Genomic DNA, 18474 nt, shown 5'->3' with positions numbered 1-18474 from the left:
CACCACAGCGGACGAGGCTGTCCCCGTCCGCGTGTAGTTTTATAGAATATCCTCGATTTTATGAATTGTCAATCGTTATTTTCGAGGCGGACGTAATTCTCGCCTTGTTCGATTAAGACATTCGTTCACATAATCGGCGGCGGACATGATTTCAAACTTCTCTGTGTCGGTAACGATGAAAAGTTCACCGTTACCATCACGAATTTCGTGTTTCTCACCGTTTGATAATTCAATATCAATCAGATGCATATGTTTCGGAAGTGTGGCTTTGACAAATTCCGCTTCGTCGTTGTGTTCGCCGAGCTTCCAGCGATAAAACATCGTTTTACCGCGCAAAATCTCGTTCAGAAATTTTACATAATGCTCAGCACGCACGCTGATGCATTCACCGTTTTCCCCAACGAACCGCATGAAAAGCGCGTTCGGGATATAAACGGGTCCGAAATCTTCCAATTTCATGTTTCTTCGCTTCTCCTATTCCATGCTTCAACAGCTTCTTCTTTCGTTGCAAAACAAAATTCATTCATATTCATAAAACATTCATCATTTAAGCAAAATGGAATATATGCCTCTCTGTAAGGAGGGCGACTGTTGATATGATAAGCAATAGCGCTTTCACTTCCGCAGAACGGGCAAGGTTTCAGTTCAGGCATTGTCTTCACATCCCAGCGCTGTCAGGCGTACCATCGGGCACTGCTCGCACTTGTCTACCAACGCCTCATAGTCCATCTCAAACGGAAACTTGCAATACTCATCACAGAACTCGCTTGCAAGTTTGTTCACCGTCTGCTCCCAGCAAGCCGGATGGAATACCGGACCAGAGCGCACGCCCTGTCCGCAAAACTTACACTTCGCCATTATTCCGGGAACACCTCCGTCCACGAGCTGACGAGAATATTTGCCTCGCATGCTTCATCGTCCAGATCCGGGAAGAACCACTTGCCGCCGCGGTAAACATACTCACCGTAGCGATTAGTGCAGCCGCACAGCTTGCACAGCACCCGAGCGCCCTCCGGCGGCCGCTCATCGGTGTACTCATGCCAAACGCTGCCGCTCTCCCGTCCGCAAATCATCTCAAATGGGTCAATTTCAAGCGCCTGCGCCACCTCGAAAAGGTCGCTGAGGTCGGGTGCATGATAAGCAAGCGGATCTGCTGACCACAGCCAACTCATATACCACTGGTGGCGAGCTTCGGGCAGATCGTCCACGTTGCGGATATCCTTGCACGCCAGCGCAAACCGGATGTTGCGCCGCGCCTTTGCTAACGGTGAGGCGTTAAACGCTGCAATCTGCTGCTCGTGGTTTTCCTCGCGCTCAGCCTTTTCCTGTTCGTTTTTGAGGCGCTGCTTAACCTTGCCGCACACGCGGTCACAGTTGGCGGCAAGCGAGCACTCATGGCAGCAGCCGTCACAATAGCCATCTTTCACCCATGCGGCACGCTTGTCTGCGCCGGTGCAAGGCTCTATGCAGGGCGATGCCTCCGGGCAGGTCAGCGGTGTAAAGTCAAATTCCGCCGCCTTGCGATGCGCTTTAATTTTCTTGGCGTCTAAATTCCAATAGCGGTCCTTGTACGCGCCGTGCAGCTCCCTTTGCAGGTCCGCATCGCACTGGCTCAGCTCGTAGGCGGCGCTGTCGTTAATGCGGTGCTCCCGAAACAGCTCTTTCCACTCGTCGGTCAGGCCGTTGTCGATCGTCTTCGCCCTGGCGATCTGGGATTCTGAAGTTTTGAGCACCTCGGCAACATAACTGCGCAGCTTGCCCGGCAGCTCAACCACGCCGCGCGCTTGTAGATCCTTGAGCGCGGCCTCAATCTCCTTTGCCGCCTGACCGGTGTACTCAGCGGTCAGACCGCCGCCGCCGCGTGCCATGGTGTTGGTCCAGTGCAGGATCAGCACCTGCAGGGACGGGTCAAGATCAGCGTCAAGCACAATGCAGGGCGCGGCCTTGCGGTCGAGCAGCGCCAGCGCATTCCGGCGGCGGTGTCCGGCGAGGAGCAGATACCCGCCCTCCGGCTTGCGGCGCACCACAAGCGGCTGCTGCAATCCAATCACCTTGATGGACTCCGCCAACTCGTCAATGTCGTTCTGCGAGTAGCTGTTGTTCTTGTTTTCCTCGATTTCAACGAGTGGAATCTGCTCCACCCGCATTTCTCCGGTGTCCGATTTGGACACCGTCTCGCCCATCAGGGCGGCAAGGTCAAATTTCTTAGCCATTTACTGCACCTCCATCAGCTCACCAACCCACGCCCGGTAATCACGGGCAGCCGCCGAGGTCGGAGACCATTCTGTGATGGCCTTGCGTGCGAAAACCGCCTCGTCGACCTTGTCCGTGCGCCGGATCATCGTCCGAAATACGCGCACCGGGCAGGTCTCCCGGATGTACTCCTCGCCATCTCGCACGACCGGCGAGTTATGCCACATCGTCAGCAATGCACCGGCGATGCGCGTCGCCGGATTGATCTTGCGGACGCTCTCAATCTGCTCGATCAGCTCGTCCATACCCTCGATCTCAAAGCGGCCGATTTTAAGTGGGATAATCACCTCGCTGCTGGCTGCGATCGCGCCGATGCTTGCCTGCGAGAATGCCGGCGGGCAGTCAAAAATGACGTAATCATAGCTGTCGTCCTCGATCACTGCGTCGCGCAGGTCGCGCATCGCGCGGACCGCCATCTGCGACGTATACTCGCCATCCACGCCGAGCGTTGCGAGCGACATGTCGGCCGGGATCACGTCCACACCAGACATCGTAGCCATCTCGACCACCTCGTCGTAGCAGACAGCGCCGCCGGTGAGCAGGGCGGCCAGACCGCCGCGCTCCTCGGTATCTACACCGCAGTAGCGGCTTGCGTTGCCTGATGATCGACGTCCACCAGCAGAATGCGCTTGCCATAATCAGCCGCCAGAATACCTGCAAGGTTTACGGCGGTGACGGTCTTCCCGACGCCACCCTTTAAGTTTACAATAGAGATCGTTTTCAAGATGTTTTCGCTCCTTTTTCTTGTTTCAGTGGTTTTACTTCGTTCGCGGACCGTATTTCCGCTGCGGTACGCCATGCTTTGCGAGCACCGCTCGCACCGTTTTAGCCGAGCGGTGCATACTTGCTGCCACGATTGCGAGAGGCATTGTCTCGTACATTTCGCAAATTTCGCGCTCTTCTTTGTCAGTCAGCGCTATCCGCGGGCCTCCTGCCGGTCTGCCGCCGTTCGGCGGTGCAGGCTGGATTTCCTTGCGGGCCACGCCGCGCGTGTCGCGTTCTTGGGTGTATACGGTTTCGCGGTAACAGTACGGCACGCCAAACACGCCGGTGCCGGAAACCTCAACCGTTTCATAAATGCCTTTTGGATGCCGCCAGATGACGCGACGCTGCTCATTGCTCTGCATTGCGGTGCTCCTCTCTCCGGCGCTGATGCTTGATATACCCAAGCACCGCGCCAATGGCCTCTGCTCTCTCACGGTATTCCCGCCGCATTTCCGGCGGACAAACCTTGCTTTGCGCGTACAACCGGCGGCGCTCAAACCGCAGACGCGGGATTGCTTTTCTTAGCCTCATTTCGTTTCTCCATTCGCTTGATATGTCGTGCCGTTGCTTACTCGCCGGTCTGATACTCGCAGAATTGCTGGATATCGCCCTCGAAGTTCAGTACCAGCTCGCCGAGCCGACCCTCCTTGTTTTTCAGCACCCGCAGGCGGCGGGAATTTAACGGCGCGTCCTCGTCCGGGTCGATGTACAGCGCAAGAATCACGTCCGCGTCCTGCTCGATCTGTCCGGACTCTCGCAGATCGGTCATCGTCGGCGCGGCATCCGCGCGGCTCGTCGCGGCGCGGGAAAGCTGGCTGAGCGCTACGACCAAAATGCCGTGCGTCTGCGCCATTGCGTGCAGATCGAGCGAAATGCGCGTGACCTGCTCGAATCGGTCCTTGCCCTTGCCCTGGAGCTGCTGCAGATAGTCGATAAAGACTATCTTGTGACGGCGGCGCAGCGCGGTCGAAAGGATATCCTGCACCGTCCAGCCGCTTGCGGGGATCATCTCCAGATCCAGCGCCGTAATCTCACCCTGCAGCCGGACGATGCGCTCCATTTCCTCCTGCGTCAGCTTGCGTTGGTTGATGTGCCCGAAGTCCACGATCGCACGGTTGGCGATCAGGCGGTTGGTCAGCTTGGCGGGCGAGGTCTCAAGGCTGTAAAAGCCGACCTTTGCGCTCTGCGCCATGTGCGCCGCCATCTGCAAGCCAAGCGCGGTCTTGCCCGCCGACGGACGGCCCGCAAGAATGACAAAATCGCCGTAGTCACTGTACAGCCGCGTGTCCAGTTTGTCCAGACCGTAGGCGATGAATTTCCGCTCGGTAGATTGGTCGTCGTAGAATTTAAGCATTGCGTCCATCATGCCGACAATTTGTGTGCCGCTACGCTCTCCTGTGGCAGCCGCCGCCTGAGATACAAGCACCCGTCCCTCCGCACTGGTGCGGCACGAGGCAAGCTGTGCGGCGATTTCGTGCAGGCGGTAGACGCAGGTCTGCTCCTGCATGGCGCTGACGTAGGTGCGCCACGGTCGCGCCGACGGCGTCACGTCCATGCACTGCATGAGCAGGTCGTTGTATGCCGCGCCGCAAATGCCGCGGATCGTGACCGCGTCCACCGGACGCCCAGCCGTGAACAGCTTTTCGGCTGCCTTGTAGATCGCGCGGAGCTCCGGCACGGTGAAGTCATCCTCGTGCGTCACCGCCAACAGTTCACCGGTGATTTCCGGCGAAAGCAGCAGACTGCCGATTACGCTGTACTCCGCGTCCAGCGTTGCTTTTGCGTTTACCATTGCTCGTAGTCACTTCCTCTCGGTTTGCTCTCCGGCGGCTTGCCCGCCTGCTTTTCGTCCTCCCAGCGGCGGGCGTTAAGCCATGTGGCTGGGTTCGGGATAAACCGCCCCGCCTCCCGCTGCCAGCTGTCCTCGCGCTTTTGCCATTCCAGCGCCGCGAGGATCTTAGCCAGCAGATCAGCATCTGCGTGCAGCTTGTCCCATGCTCGCCGTGCGGGCTTCTTGGCAACGTGCTTGGGATACGTCGCCCAGAATTGATTAAACAACTCGCTCTCCCCTGTGGGGGTAAGGGGGTTATTATTTATACTTGTAATATTCTCCTTTATATACTGGAAGTTTTCTTCTATGGGGTGTGGAAGTTTTTCTCTATCCCCATGGAAGTTTTCTTCTATGGGGTCTGCCACCTTTTCGGCGGCGTCCTGTGCGCTTGCTTGCACCCAGATTTTCCGTCCGATAACAGCGTTGGTCGCGTCATCTCGGATCATCTCAATCGTGATATACCGGCACTTTGTCAGCGATGCAATCGTGGCTGATATCGTCCGTGCAGACTTGCCGAAAACCTCCGCAAAATAACCGTTGGACGCAGAACAATAGCCCTGTCGGTTGCACAGCGCCGTAATATCGCTGTATAACAGCCGCGCGAAGTCGCTCAGGCGCTTGTCGTACCGCACATCGGCGGTCAGAATGCTATAATAGCTCGGCTTATCCGTTTTTAACCCCTCCCAACATCATCACCGCACCGACCACTCCGACCAGCACCGTACCCCACAGCGGCAGCGTGCCGTTGTCCGTCAGTCCGGCCGTGAGCAGCAGCAGCGTAAAGCCGATGCCGACCATGCGCGGGCGCACGCCCTGACAGCCGCCATTGAGAACCTCAAAATCCGGTACTTGACGGTCGATGGCTGTGGTGGTATAATTATAAATACAAGATGTTTTTGCATTGACGCTCAGTACGGTTGCCGCCGTCTGGGCGTTTTTTCTTTGTCCGTTTTTCAATTTTCTCTCTCCTTTGCTGTCTCGCCGCTGATCAAGGCCATCTCTGCCAGATAGGCCCGCCGCAGCATACGCTGCACAATGGCGTTATATCGCGATGATTCATCATCGTCAATTTTGCGGTCGAGGGCGATCATCGCCAGATCGTGCGCGTCGGCACGCTCCTGCTCGTAGTCCTCGCTCTCCAAGCCGACCTCCAAGGCCAGCTGCTGCAGCTCCACATTGCTTTCCGGCCGCCGCCACAGTGTACCCAACGGACACCGGTTGCAGTAATATCCGCGCAGCCACGGCGCACGATACGCCTCTGCCATCTCAGCCACGCGCACCGGCGTAGGTGTCCGGTCCTCCTGCTCGATGGCCTGCAGATTCCGCACAGACCAGCCAAGCATCTCGCTGCTTTTTCCTGCGTCAAACCCGCACCTTCGCGGGCACTTTGGTAGATATTCTGGTATCTTTCCATCGTTGTCCTCGCCTTTCCGTTTGTGATAAAATTATCACAGAATGTAACCGATACGCTGTTGCCGCAGCAGTTCGGCGTCGCGCTTCTCCTGCTCCTTTTCGTAGCGGTAAACCTCGTCCCAGCGGATTTTCCAGCCGCCGAGTTTGACCGCACTGAGCACGCCCATGCGGATCAGCTTGCGGATGTAGTCCGGCGAACAGATCCACCGCTCTGCCAGTTCGGCAGGAGTGACATACTTCGCAGCCATTAGATAGCCTCCTTCTCGCCTTTGTACAGATCGTCCAGCGTACAGCCGAGATAGATTGCGATTTCCGGCAGCAGTCGGGACGGAGGGTACAATCCTTCGCTCTCCCACTTGACTATTGCGGTCTGGCCAACACCAAAATGTGCCGCCATATCTACCTGTCGCAGGCCCTTCGCCTGTCGCAGTTCTTTGATTCTTCGCATTGTGTCACCTCCCTCTGGTGTTTCTTCCTTTCCCGTGGTAGAATTTAGGGGAAAGGAAGTGTTAAAATGATAAATTTTATATGTGACCTATTTACAAAAGAAAATATTACTTTTGTAATCGCCGTTGCAGGCTTTGCAATTTCTCTTTTCAACCTCGCACATCGTAGAAAATCCATAATCGCTCGTATTCTAAAACTTCGTTGTAACGACGAAATTCTTTATTCTTATATCGCATTTGAGAATCACTCCGAGCTTCCCATTGCCATCACTCGCATCGCGTTAGAAATTGATGGAAACTTTTATGATGCAACGCCTATTCCCAAACGCATCATCACGCGAACACGGCGAATTGGTAAAGAAATTATTAGTCGACATGAGGAATACTCTACCGCAATTCCTATGCAGCTTCCATCTTTAGGTGCTACAACTTTTCTGGTCGTTTTTGAGCATCTTCCAACTTATCCAGTAGCTGATCCCACTCAGGTGACGCTTCTAATTGGCACCAACCGCGGTAAGGCATTGAAAATGTCACTTGAACTTCCACCGGCGTGGGCCGACCCCAATACAACTCCGTGATTTCCATTTCAGCACCGCGCATCATACCACCTCCATATATCACTCTTTGCGATTATTACTATATATCACTATACGCGATATGTCAATAGATTTTGAAAAATTTTCTCGCTTGTTGCGATATAATATTTAATTATATTACTTTTAGTGATATGATGGCATCGAGGTGATTGTATGATACGCATCAGAGAATTGCGAAAAGAGAAAAAATTATCGCAAAAAGATTTAGCAACGCAATTCCATGTTGCTCAAAATACAATTTCAGGCTGGGAAAAAGGCATACGTGATCCCGATACGGATACGGTCGCTGCTTTAGCCGCATTTTTTGATGTATCAACGGACTACCTTCTCGGCAATACAGACATAAGAAAACCTGCCAGCCGTCCGACTGTAGACGATGACGACATCAAATTCGCGCTTTTCGGCACGACCGACATAGATGATGCTACGTTAGAGGACATCAAGGCATACGCACGTTTCAAGCGTGAGCAATATAACAAAAGGTAACTTTATGGATCGCAGAACGAGCTTATATCTATACGCGTGGCGGAACCACATTGACGTGGACTATTTCCCGATGCAAACGGCTGAGGCTTTCTCGGTTCCGATCGGCGGCACTTGCGCTATCGCCTTGGATCCGACCAAGATCCGATCCGAAGCGGACGAGGCGGTCAAGCTGTCGCACGAACTCGGCCATTGTGTCTACGGCGGGTTTTACAACAAATACACGCCGTTTGATGTCCGCGCCCAGCACGAGAACAAGGCAAACAAATGGGCGGTGTATCGGCTTATCCCTTGGGGGAAGCTCAAGCAAGCTGTGAAGAACGGCATGACCGAAGTGTGGGACTTGGCCGAGTATTTTGACGTGACCGAGGATTTCATGCGCTGGGCGATTGCCTACTATACAGAGCGCAAAAACTACAAATTTGAGTAAAAAACACAATAAAAATCTGATTATCCGCTAAAATACAGTATCTATCAGCATTTTCAAGGAAACAAACTCATCAATTTACTACTTATTTACTACCAACGAATGAGCCTTGATACGCAAGTTTTCCTAGATATGCAAAGATATGGTACAGCACATCAGTATTGAAACAAGAAAAAATTGAATATTTCATAGACTATGGAACGCCTAAAATGACGTTCCTTTTCTATTTTCAGCCGTTCTTATTGGACGGCTATTTTATTACCCAAAATGAAAGGAGCATTAGATTTATGAAAAAGATATTAAAACGATTGTGTACGGGCTTCTTAGCTCTTGCAACTGTCGTTACTGCTTTACCGACTACACCCGTTCATGCAGAAAGTAAGCAATACTGGACGGAAAGTGCAGAGCGTGTCGGTATCATTGAAAAAGTAATGAATGACGGTTCTATTGGTTCTACATTCAATGAGGGCATGATGAAAGTTGAGGCGAAACTGCCTATTGTATCGACATCAATACAGATTTTAAGAATGGCTACAAGACCAGAGCTGACGCAAGCTCACGCATGAGTGCCGACCAGATTTCAGATGTGGCGTTATCCTTAGAATATGTCAAACAGTATGGCGAAGCACAAGGAACTGAACTACAAACAAGTTTATCTATTGGAACAATGTGTAGTCTGGCAGAGATTGAGCGTACATCTCGGCTGGCAATGTGATAACGTGCGAGCTTCTTATGATGAAATTCCAAAGGCAACGCAGGACGAAGTTTTCTCTGGTGCAAGAGCCTTTGTCAAAGAAAATAAAGGACGCTATGAATGTGGAGGTTATATCTACTCTGGCGAGGGACAGGAATTAGGGCAATTCTGGGCGAAGTTGAATGTCGGAAATGCTACACTTCAAAAGACTTCCAGTAATACCGGCATTACAGACGGTAACGAAAATTACTCTATTGCTGGTGCAACATACGGTGTCTTTGCTGATAAGGACTGCACAAAACAGCTTGCCACCCTTACGACTGATAAAAACGGAAATACAGATGTTGTAGAGGTAAAAGCAGGCACAATCTATATCAAGGAATTATCCGCACCAGCAGGATATAAGGTAGATAAAACTGTATATTCCTTAAAGGTTGAAGCTGGAAAGACAGCGACTTTGAAAGTATCTGATACGCCAAAAGTAACGGACACTTTGATTGAGCTTTTCAAGATTGACATGGAAACACAGAAAAACAATCCGCAAGGGAACGCTTCTCTAGCAGGCGCGGAATTTACATGGAAGTATTATGCTGGCTTCTATAATAAAGACAATCTCCCTGCCGAAGCTACTCGTACATGGGTTACAAAGACAATCGCTGAAACAGACAGCGACGGGACAGCCCACTACATTACAAAATTAGCGGACGCATACAAGGTATCTGGCGACAGCTTCTATATGCAGGACAGCAAAGCGGTTCTTCCACTTGGGACGCTAACCGTAGAAGAAACAAAAGCTCCAAACGGCTACTTGTTAGAGGGTGCATATATGCAGGCTGGCGATAAGTCCGAACAGATAAAAGGCTTATATGTAACACAGATTACCGAGGACGGCGACCTTGCCGTATTATCTGGAAGTAACCAGTTTTCCGTATCAGACAAGGTTATCCGTGGCGGTGTCAAAATTCAGAAACGAGATTTAGAAACGGGCGATACCAAACCACAAGGAAGTGCCACTTTGAAAGATACTGCCTTTGACATCATTTCCTTAAATGATAATGCGGTATTGGTTGAGGGCAAGCTCTACAAGAAAAATGAAGTCGTAAAGACTATTCATACAAACCTTGAGGGTGTCGCTTCCACTTCTGCTGACCTTTTACCTTATGGAAATTTCAGTATCGCTGAAAGTGAAGCTCCAAACGGATATTTGACAGACGGTGCAAAACCGATTGATTTTGCAATCACAGAAAACGGAAAAATCGTGGACTTAATCGACGAAGCCCATTCTATCTATAATCAGATTAAGCGTGGCGATATTGAGGGCGTAAAAATCGGTGCAGGCACACACAAGCGTCTTGCTGATGTTCCCTTTAGGATCACAAGCAAGACGACGGGCGAAAATCATGTGGTGGTAACTGATGATAACGGGCAATTCTCCACTTCTGCTGACTGGGCTTCTCACAAGCACAATACTAACGCAGGCAAGACCAGCGAGGACGGTGTGTGGTTTGGAACTTCTGAACCAGACGACAGCAAAGGTGCATTGCCTTATGATACCTACATCATTGAAGAAATGCGTTGCAACAGTAACAAAGGCTTTGAACTTATCCCACCTTTTGAAATCGTGGTATCAAGAAATAATCTTGTGATTGATTTAGGGACTTTGACTGATGAATACGAAAAAGAAATCTCTATCCATACCACAGCAACCAGCAAGGACGGCGAAAAGACTATCCTTGCAGGAAAAGAGGTTACGATTGTTGATACTGTCAAATTAGACGGACTTACAAAAGGCACAAAATACCAGCTCAAAGGTTGGCAGATGTTAAAGGAAGAAAACGCCGAGCTTATCATTGACGGGAAACGTGTAGAAAACGATTATACCTTTGTCGCTGATGATGAAGAAATGAAAGTGGAAATTTCCTATACATTCAACGCGTCTGCTTTAGGTGGCAAGAACCTTGTTACCTTTGAGGAATTGTATGATTTAAGCAATCCAGACGAACCCGTAAAAGTTGCGGAACACAAGGACATTGAGGACGACGGGCAGACGGTACTTATCACAGAGCGTATCATCAAAATTCATACGACTGCTACCGATAAGGACGGCAACAAAGAGATTGAAGCAGGAAAAGACGTTACAATCATTGATACCGTAACCTTAGAGGGCTTAGAAGTCGGTACACAGTACAAACTTGTGGGCTGGCAGATGTTGAAAGAAGAAAATGCAGAGTTTCTTATCAATGGAAAACGTGTGGAAAGTGATTACACCTTTACTGCTGACAGCGAAAACATGAAAGTGGAAGTTGTCTTTACCTTTGACGCTACTTCCCTTGACGGAAAACAGCTTGTAACTTTTGAGGAATTATACGATTTAAGCAATCCAGACGAGCCGAAGAAAGTTACCGAGCATAAGGATATTGAGGACGAGGGACAGACGATTACTTTTAAGGAAAAGCCAGAAGAACCAGAGAAACCCGAAACACCACCGACACCGGAAAAGCCTAACAGACCTAGCGACAGTCCAAAAACGGGCGACAGTACAAATGTAATGGCATTTATCGTGATGTTGCTTGCGTCTGCTGGTGGACTGGCTGGAACATATCTTTACAAACTCCGTAAAATGAAAAAATCATAAGGCGGTAACGGTATGATGAAAGAAAAATCACGTTCTCCGCCGAAGCGGTCAAACGGCAGATTTTTGCTTATTCTGGCTTGTCTGCCAACAACCTGCAAGAACACGGATAGTCAAGGGTGCGTAAGCATTGATTTTACCCTTTACTATCTGTGGGATTGCTGGTACTTCCCAAACCGCTAGAATAAGAAATCACAATCAATTAACTTATCAATTATCAAAATAGAAAGAAACGAGGTAAAACAATATGGAAATGAAATATGTCGTGCCAGATATGGCACAGTCTTTTGGAACTCTTGAATTTGCAGGGGAAAGCGAGCCTATCTTTGAAAGAGATAAAAACAATCGCAAGGTCATAGCCAGACGAAGCTATAACCTTTATTCTGACATACAGAAAGGCGAAAATGTTGTGGTGGAAATTCCTGTGCAGGCTGGCGAAAAGCATTTCAAGTATGAGCAGAAAGTAAAACTTGTCAATCCGAAGTTATACGGCAGAGGTTACGCAATCGGGGATATGGGACATACCGATTATGTATTAGTTGCTGATGATATTGTAGCAGTTGAAGAAAAGTAAAGGAGTGGAAAATTTATGAGATTATCAAACGGGTTTGTTATTGACAAAGAGAAAACATTTGGAGAATTAAAATTTACAGCGGTACGTGATGTGTTCTTGCAGAATGAGGACGGGACACCGAGTACCCAGCTTAAAAAGCGTATCTATGATTTGAAGTGCAGTCTGCACGGTGGAATTATCCCCGTGTCTGTACCGCCAGAAGTACCGTTAAGGGAATTTCCTTACAATGCAGTTGTGGAGCTTGTCAATCCAGTAGCCGATACGGTATCAAGAAAAACCTATACGGGTGCAGATGTGGACTGGTATGTAAAGGCAGAGGATATTGTATTGAAGAATAAAAGCAACCAGAACGCAGGCAATACACAGAACCATACACCGCAGGGACAACCGAAAAAATAGACTTGCTGAATAGATTTTCGTTGTAGAGGATATACGGAACTGTTATAATATGGGTATGAAGAAAGCGACAAATTAAAATTTTTAGGGAGTGAGAATAGTATATGGACAGTTGGTTTACCGTCGAACAAATAGACCAAGATACATTCGTCATCAGCGAATACAAACACTGGGAAGAAACACATTGTTATCTATTGTGTGGGACAAAAAGAGCCATTCTGATTGATACAGGTTTAGGTGTTTCCAACATCAGAGAGGTTATTGATGGATTGACGAAACTGCCCGTTACAGTAATCACTACTCATGTTCATTGGGATCATATCGGTGGACATAAATATTTTCGGTCTATTGCAGTTCATGAAGCAGAAAAAGAATGGCTATCGGTCAAATTCCCTATACCTTTGCAAGTGGTAAAAAACAATATTATGTGCAATCCATGTGATTTCCCCTCGGATTTTAAGGTAGAGAAATATCAGATTTTTCAAGGGGTTCCGCAAATGATTTTACATGATGAAGATTGTATTGACTTAGGGAACAGAAAGTTGGTAGTTATTCACACGCCCGGTCATTCTCCCGGACATTGTTGTTTCTATGAAGCGGATAGAAAATATCTGTATTCCGGCGATTTGATATATAGCGGTTGCCTTGATGCTTTTTATCCATCAACAAACCCACAAGAATTTTGGAAGTCTGTTAGAAAAATTCAATCTTTAAAGATAAGTCGAATTTTGCCAGGACATCATCATTTATCTATTCCAGTTACTATAATTGACAAGATAGAGACAGCTTTTCACAACTTGTCAAATGAAGGGAAATTAAAACAAGGGAATGGTATATTCAGCTATGAGGGGTTTCAAATCCATATCTGAAATGCAATCTTAGTTTTACAATTTTATATCCCTACACACAAAGCAGTTAGTCTTAGGATTGACTGCTTTTTTCATACCCAGAAAGGAGTGATTGATTTATGCGTATGATTTGGAACAAAGGACACCGTATCAGAGCCAGCGACAAGCACCTTGTTTATCATTTTTCCATAGAGACGCTTCTGTTTGTGTTCGTGGCAGTTCTCCTGCTACTGAATAGCAAACAGCTCATGCGTACCGACTGGGAGCATTTCAGCTTGTTAGAAAACGGCTTGACGCTTTCCCCTTACAACTTCATAACCATATTGATAGCGACTGGTGTTTGTGCATTGGTCGCTTTTGGGTATTACCGCTTCTGTTACGACAGTTTCAAGAAGCTACTGCACCGTCAAAAGCTGGCAAGAATGATACTGGAAAATAAGTGGTATGAAGCCGATACCGTACAAGACAGCGGTTTTTTTACTGACCTGCAAAGCAGATCAAGGGAAAAAATCGTCTGGTTTCCAAAGATTTATTATCAAATGGAAAAAGGACTTCTTCATATCCGCTGTGAAATTACGCTGGGAAAATATCAAGACCAGCTTTTACGGTTGGAGGATAAGTTGGAAAGTGGCTTGTATTGTGAGCTGACAGACAAGACCCTGCATGACGGTTATATCGAATATACCCTACTTTATGATATGATAGCGAACCGCATTACCATTGATGAAGTACGGGCAGAGAACGGCTGTCTTAGACTGATGAAAAATCTTGTCTGGGAATATGACGCACTTCCACACGCCCTTATCGCTGGTGGAACGGGTGGCGGTAAAACTTATTTTCTGCTGACGCTCATTGAAGCCCTACTGCATACCAACGCTGTCCTTTACATCTTAGACCCGAAAAATGCGGACTTAGCAGACTTAGGAACAGTCATGGGAAATGTGTATCATACCAAAGAAGAAATGATTGATTGTGTCAATGCCTTTTATGAGGGCATGGTACAACGAAGCGAGGAAATGAAGCGACACCCGAACTATAAGACGGGCGAAAACTACGCCTATCTGGAGACCCTGCTTTCTTATCTTTGATGAATATGTGGCGTTTTTTGAAATGCTGGGACAAAAGAAAGCGTGAGCTTACTTAGCCAGCTAAAGAAAATCGTTATGTTAGGGCGACAAGCAGGTTATTTCCTTATTGTCGCCTGCCAGCGCCCAGACGCAAAGTATTTCTCGGACGGGATAAGGGATAACTTTAATTTCCGTGTGGGATTGGGGCGTATCAGCGAATTAGGCTACGGTATGCTGTTCGGTTCAGATGTGAAAAAGCAGTTTTTCCAGAAGCGTATCAAGGGGCGTGGCTATTGTGATGTGGGAACAAGTGTTATCAGCGAATTTTACACGCCTTTAGTCCCGAAAGGACATGATTTTTTGCAGACTATCGGCTCTCTTGCACAAGCAAGGCAGGACGGGACGGCGACGTGCGAAGCGAAAGGCGACGGCACGGACTAGCCGTTGCTGGTGTGGCGTAAGCCACGCCAGCAGGTAAAACCCCTCGGTATCTAACAGAGGGGTACGTTTGCAAATAGACAATAGACAAAAAACATAGGAAACATAAGGCTTCTGGCATGGTTTTCTAGCAAAAATCGGCTGTGAAGTCGCCTTAAAAAACTTCACACTTTACAGATTGGGGGTATGGTTCTGAATGAAGAACAACGGATAAAAGAATTACGGGAGAAACGGATTGCTTACGGTATCTCACAAGGCAGGCTGGCGGTGGCTTCTGGTATCACAAGGGAATATTTCAACAAGATAGAAAGTGGAAAAATGAAGCCGTCAAAGGAACTTCTGGAAACTCTGCATAAGGAACTGGCAAGGTTCAATCCAGAAGTACCGCTTACCATGCTGTTTGATTATGTGAAAATTCGTTTTCCCACGCTGGATATACAGCACATCATCAAAGATATATTAAAACTGAATATCAATTATATGCTCCATGAAGATTACGGACATTACAGTTATACGGAGCATTATTCTTTAGGGGACATCTTTATCTATACGTCGGCTGACGAAGAAAAAGGTGTCCTTTTAGAGTTAAAGGGGCGTGGTTGCCGACAGTTTGAAAGTTACCTGCTGGCACAACAAAGAAGTTGGTATGACTTTCTCATGGACGCACTCATAGACGGTGGCGTGATGAAGCGTATCGACCTTGCTATCAACGACCATACGGGTATTTTGGATATTCCAGAGCTTGCGGAAAAATGCAGGAAACGGGAATATATCGGAAAGTCCAGAAGTTATAAGTTTTATCAGTCGGGCGAGCTTATCAAGCATAGAGAGGACGACAGAGAATATATGGGACGCACCCTTTATCTTGGTTCGCTAAAATCAGATGTGTATTTCTGTATCTATGAAAAGGACTATGAGCAGTACGTCAAGTTAGGGACACCGCTGGAAGAAGCCGACATTATCAACCGTTTTGAGATACGGCTTAGAAATGAACGTGCCTATTATGCAGTACGAGATTTGCTGACCTATTATGACGCAGAGCAGACTGCCTTTTCTATCATCAACCAGTATGTGCGGTTTGTTGATGAAGAAGCAGACAAGCGAAAAAATGACTGGAAACTCAATGACCGCTGGGCGTGGTTTATCGGCGATAACAGACAGAGCTTGAAGCTGACGACAAAGCCAGAGCCTTACACCTTAGACCGTACATTGCGGTGGGTACAACGGCAGGTAGCACCGACCTTGAAAATGCTGAAAAGGATTGATAAGGGAAACGGAACAGACTACATGAAAACTATCGAACAGCAGGCAAAGCTCACAGAAAAGCATGAAATGATAATCAAACAGCAGACGACCCCTGCAAAAGATTTAGTAGAAAGTTAGGAGTGATGAAAAAATGTGGGAATTATTGAAAGACTTCCTGCTGGTATCTGTTGGAACGGGTATCGGCGTAGCCTTGATGTGTATTTTAAGTGTTGGCAAAGGAGCTGACTATGAAATGAAGAAATTAAAAGAAAGCGAGGACAAATAACATGAATTTCGGGCAAAATTTGTATCAATGGTTTTTAAGCAACGCACAGAGCTTAGTGCTTATGTCGATTGTGGTTATCGGTATCTACTTAGGGTTCAAGCGTGAGTTTTCAAAACTTATCGGTTTCTTGGTAGTTGCCTTGATTGCTGTCGGCTTGGTATTCAATGCTGGCGGTGTGAAAGATGTACTGTTAGAGCTGTTCAATAAGATTATCGGTGCATAAAATTTTATTGTGGGGCTGATGTATGGGTGCTATAATGTGAAAAAAGAAGTAATCGAGGTGTTCTATTTTGAATGAGAGAGAAAAAATTATTCGTTTATGGTTTGATATGTGGTTGAAACAGCAAGACTTAGGAATAGATAAAATTTTTACAGAAGATGTTGTTTATACGGAAAGCTGGTGTCCTAAATATGAAAATCTTAAAACAGTAAAACATTGGTTTAATGAATGGAATACTCGTGGTAAAGTCATTATTTGGGATATTAAACAGTTCTTTCATAAAGAAAATCAAACTGTCGTAGAATGGTATTTTAAAAATGAAATGAATACGGGAAGCGTTGAAGAATTTGACGGTATTTCCTTAATTGAATGGACAGAAGATAACAAAATCAAATCATTAAAAGAATATGGTTGCAATCTGAATAACTATAATCCATATCAACACAGCGATAACCCTCAATTTAGAGATGAAAAAACAAACTGGTTTTAAAACTTAATCAAATTATATCCATATACATAAAGCAGTTAGTCTTAGGATTGACTGCTTTTTTCTTACCTAAAATCAGATTGGAGTGATGAAATGAGCGATATTTTTAAGGATATGCAGGCAAACGTCGGCTGTGATTATATTTCTAACCTGCCCTCTTACAAGCGTAAAGTGTGGCATGAAATGAAGCGATTACCGCTTACGAATTATGATATAAAACAGTTAGAAGATTTTTCAAAGTATGTGTTTGGTATGTCGTACCAGAGCTTAAAAGATGTGATGAAGCAACAGAAAGGACGTGAGGAACAATGCAGGAAACAAGGGTGCTGGTGGAAACGAGAGGAACAACTGGCGAAGAAACAATATCATACTGGTTCGACCTGCCGATAGATGTTGCCGAGTTTGAAGAAAAGTTAGGTATCGGTGCAGAAAGTGGGGATTATCGTATTATCGAAAAGGTGTTGCCTTATGCTGATGAAGTCCACGAACACACCAGCGTGTACCAGCTCAACGAATTAGATTTTATGTACCGCCAGCTTTCAAGTGATATGCAGGAAGAATATGTATCACTACTTACGGTGTTTGAAAATTTAGAAGCACTTTATATTTGCAGGAACGTGATTATTGTTTATCCCGACTGTAAAAGCATGATAGATGTTGCAAGGCAAAAGCTGATGAACGACCCGATGTTCAAGCATTTATCCGAGGACTGTCAAGAATACTACTTTGACTTTGAAGCCTACGCTTCTCACTTGCAGGAACACGGGAAATTTTTAGTAACAGAACACGGTATCTTTGAACTGCCAGAGTAGGAAATGAGGTGGTGCTTATGATTGATGATATGGCGGTTTATATTGCTAATCTTGGCAAATACAATGAGGGCTATTTAGTCGGTGCTTGGTTCACGTTCCCCATTGACGAGGAAGATGTGAAAGAAAAAATCGGCTTGAATGAACAGTATGAGGAATACGCTATCCATGATACCGACAACTTTCCCATTGCGATTGGCGAGTATGTTTCCATTGAAGAACTCAATGAGATGTATGAAATGATAGAGGAACTTCCCGACTATATTGTAGAGTGTCTGGACGAATTTATCAGCCACTATGGGACGCTGGAAGAAGTCGTGGAACATAAGGACGATATTTACTATTATCCCGACTGTGAAACCATGACAGATGTTGCCTACTACTACATAGACGAATTGCAGGCACTTGGGGACATTCCACCCAGCTTACAGAATTACATTGACTATGAAGCCTACGGGCGAGATTTGGATATGGGCGGTTGCTTTATTGAAACAAGCGAGGTATGTGCGAGATACCATATTAACGCTGGAAGATCAGCGACAAGCATTGTTGCTACTGACAGCG

General features: G+C 47.2%; 23 protein-coding genes and 4 pseudogenes. 14 read left to right on the top strand and 13 right to left on the bottom strand.

Features of this window, described 5'->3' with window-relative positions; genetic code table 11:
- Nucleotides 1-75: 75 nt before the first annotated feature.
- From DXB00_RS06610 to DXB00_RS06550, 13 genes and pseudogenes are all read right to left on the bottom strand, one after another.
- Nucleotides 76-459 carry a hypothetical protein gene (locus DXB00_RS06610; protein ID WP_119214647.1) on the bottom strand — a complete coding sequence of 128 codons (384 nt, stop codon included), beginning with the start codon at nucleotides 457-459 and terminating at the stop codon, nucleotides 76-78.
- A complete protein-coding gene (locus tag DXB00_RS06605; RefSeq protein WP_119214646.1) occupies nucleotides 456-653 on the bottom strand; it encodes a Lar family restriction alleviation protein in 198 nt (65 codons plus the stop codon). The genes DXB00_RS06610 and DXB00_RS06605 overlap by 4 nt, the downstream gene beginning before the upstream one ends.
- A complete protein-coding gene (locus tag DXB00_RS06600) occupies nucleotides 646-858 on the bottom strand; it encodes a hypothetical protein (RefSeq protein ID WP_119214645.1) in 213 nt (70 codons plus the stop codon). The genes DXB00_RS06605 and DXB00_RS06600 overlap by 8 nt, the downstream gene beginning before the upstream one ends.
- Complete coding sequence (locus DXB00_RS06595; protein WP_119214644.1) at nucleotides 858-2213, bottom strand: ParB/RepB/Spo0J family partition protein; 1356 nt, start codon at nucleotides 2211-2213, stop codon at nucleotides 858-860. Before DXB00_RS06595 ends, DXB00_RS06600 begins: the two co-directional genes overlap by 1 nt.
- A pseudogene (locus DXB00_RS06590) lies at nucleotides 2214-3052 on the bottom strand (ParA family protein).
- Entirely contained in the window at nucleotides 3012-3380 is a 369-nt protein-coding gene (locus DXB00_RS06585; protein WP_119214643.1) for a hypothetical protein, read from the bottom strand. Before DXB00_RS06585 ends, DXB00_RS06590 begins: the two are co-directional and overlap by 41 nt.
- Complete coding sequence (locus DXB00_RS06580) at nucleotides 3367-3549, bottom strand: hypothetical protein (RefSeq protein WP_119214642.1); 183 nt, start codon at nucleotides 3547-3549, stop codon at nucleotides 3367-3369. Before DXB00_RS06580 ends, DXB00_RS06585 begins: the two co-directional genes overlap by 14 nt.
- Before the next feature lie 37 nt (nucleotides 3550-3586).
- Entirely contained in the window at nucleotides 3587-4810 is a 1224-nt protein-coding gene (locus DXB00_RS06575) for a replicative DNA helicase (protein WP_119214641.1), read from the bottom strand.
- Nucleotides 4804-5481, bottom strand: coding sequence for a helix-turn-helix domain-containing protein (locus DXB00_RS06570; RefSeq protein WP_158581263.1), 678 nt, complete (start codon nucleotides 5479-5481; stop codon nucleotides 4804-4806). Before DXB00_RS06570 ends, DXB00_RS06575 begins: the two co-directional genes overlap by 7 nt.
- Before the next feature lie 31 nt (nucleotides 5482-5512).
- Complete coding sequence (locus tag DXB00_RS06565; protein ID WP_119214639.1) at nucleotides 5513-5806, bottom strand: hypothetical protein; 294 nt, start codon at nucleotides 5804-5806, stop codon at nucleotides 5513-5515.
- Entirely contained in the window at nucleotides 5803-6192 is a 390-nt protein-coding gene (locus tag DXB00_RS06560; RefSeq protein ID WP_119214638.1) for a hypothetical protein, read from the bottom strand. The genes DXB00_RS06565 and DXB00_RS06560 overlap by 4 nt, the downstream gene beginning before the upstream one ends.
- A 105-nt stretch (nucleotides 6193-6297) precedes the next feature.
- Nucleotides 6298-6510: a hypothetical protein gene (locus DXB00_RS06555; protein WP_119214637.1), complete on the bottom strand. Its 213-nt coding sequence runs from the start codon at nucleotides 6508-6510 to the stop codon at nucleotides 6298-6300.
- Nucleotides 6510-6710 (bottom strand): helix-turn-helix domain-containing protein, encoded by a 201-nt coding sequence (locus tag DXB00_RS06550; RefSeq protein WP_119214636.1) that lies wholly within the window; start codon nucleotides 6708-6710, stop codon nucleotides 6510-6512. Before DXB00_RS06550 ends, DXB00_RS06555 begins: the two co-directional genes overlap by 1 nt.
- 66 nt (nucleotides 6711-6776) lie before the next feature.
- Here DXB00_RS06550 and DXB00_RS06545 point away from each other — a divergent pair, with 66 nt between their 5' ends.
- The 14 genes and pseudogenes from DXB00_RS06545 (at nucleotide 6777) to DXB00_RS06470 (ending at nucleotide 18433) form a co-directional block, all read left to right on the top strand.
- Nucleotides 6777-7286 (top strand): hypothetical protein, encoded by a 510-nt coding sequence (locus DXB00_RS06545; RefSeq protein ID WP_119214635.1) that lies wholly within the window; start codon nucleotides 6777-6779, stop codon nucleotides 7284-7286.
- Between the two features lie 171 nt (nucleotides 7287-7457).
- Entirely contained in the window at nucleotides 7458-7790 is a 333-nt protein-coding gene (locus DXB00_RS06540) for a helix-turn-helix domain-containing protein (protein ID WP_119214634.1), read from the top strand.
- A gap of 4 nt (nucleotides 7791-7794) precedes the next feature.
- Nucleotides 7795-8217: an ImmA/IrrE family metallo-endopeptidase gene (locus tag DXB00_RS06535; protein ID WP_119214633.1), complete on the top strand. Its 423-nt coding sequence runs from the start codon at nucleotides 7795-7797 to the stop codon at nucleotides 8215-8217.
- Nucleotides 8218-8501: 284 nt separating this feature from the next.
- Nucleotides 8502-11543, top strand: a pseudogene (locus DXB00_RS06530) (SrtB-anchored collagen-binding adhesin).
- A 244-nt stretch (nucleotides 11544-11787) separates the two neighbouring features.
- Nucleotides 11788-12114 carry a YdcP family protein gene (locus DXB00_RS06520; RefSeq protein WP_008687121.1) on the top strand — a complete coding sequence of 109 codons (327 nt, stop codon included), beginning with the start codon at nucleotides 11788-11790 and terminating at the stop codon, nucleotides 12112-12114.
- Nucleotides 12115-12129: 15 nt separating this feature from the next.
- Complete coding sequence (locus DXB00_RS06515; protein WP_008687119.1) at nucleotides 12130-12513, top strand: YdcP family protein; 384 nt, start codon at nucleotides 12130-12132, stop codon at nucleotides 12511-12513.
- Nucleotides 12514-12614: 101 nt separating this feature from the next.
- Nucleotides 12615-13379 carry an MBL fold metallo-hydrolase gene (locus DXB00_RS06510; RefSeq protein WP_008687118.1) on the top strand — a complete coding sequence of 255 codons (765 nt, stop codon included), beginning with the start codon at nucleotides 12615-12617 and terminating at the stop codon, nucleotides 13377-13379.
- A gap of 98 nt (nucleotides 13380-13477) precedes the next feature.
- Nucleotides 13478-14866, top strand: a pseudogene (locus DXB00_RS06505) (FtsK/SpoIIIE domain-containing protein).
- Nucleotides 14867-15049: 183 nt separating this feature from the next.
- Nucleotides 15050-16246 (top strand): MobT family relaxase, encoded by a 1197-nt coding sequence (gene mobT / locus DXB00_RS06500; RefSeq protein WP_003062030.1) that lies wholly within the window; start codon nucleotides 15050-15052, stop codon nucleotides 16244-16246.
- A gap of 13 nt (nucleotides 16247-16259) precedes the next feature.
- Nucleotides 16260-16394, top strand: a complete 135-nt coding sequence (locus DXB00_RS06495; protein WP_003061156.1) for a DUF3789 domain-containing protein — start codon at nucleotides 16260-16262, stop codon at nucleotides 16392-16394.
- A gap of 1 nt (nucleotide 16395) precedes the next feature.
- Complete coding sequence (locus DXB00_RS06490) at nucleotides 16396-16617, top strand: hypothetical protein (protein WP_003060793.1); 222 nt, start codon at nucleotides 16396-16398, stop codon at nucleotides 16615-16617.
- Between the two features lie 67 nt (nucleotides 16618-16684).
- Nucleotides 16685-17104: a nuclear transport factor 2 family protein gene (locus DXB00_RS06485; protein WP_003060053.1), complete on the top strand. Its 420-nt coding sequence runs from the start codon at nucleotides 16685-16687 to the stop codon at nucleotides 17102-17104.
- A 305-nt stretch (nucleotides 17105-17409) separates the two neighbouring features.
- Entirely contained in the window at nucleotides 17410-17913 is a 504-nt protein-coding gene (locus DXB00_RS06475; protein ID WP_003062492.1) for an antirestriction protein ArdA, read from the top strand.
- Between the two features lie 17 nt (nucleotides 17914-17930).
- A pseudogene (locus tag DXB00_RS06470) lies at nucleotides 17931-18433 on the top strand (antirestriction protein ArdA).
- Nucleotides 18434-18474: the final 41 nt, after the last annotated feature.

This window comes from Butyricicoccus sp. OF10-2 (assembly GCF_003481925.1).
Taxonomy (GTDB): Bacteria; Bacillota; Clostridia; order Oscillospirales; family Butyricicoccaceae; genus Agathobaculum; species Agathobaculum butyriciproducens.
This window is presented reverse-complemented; position numbering and strand designations above follow the sequence as displayed.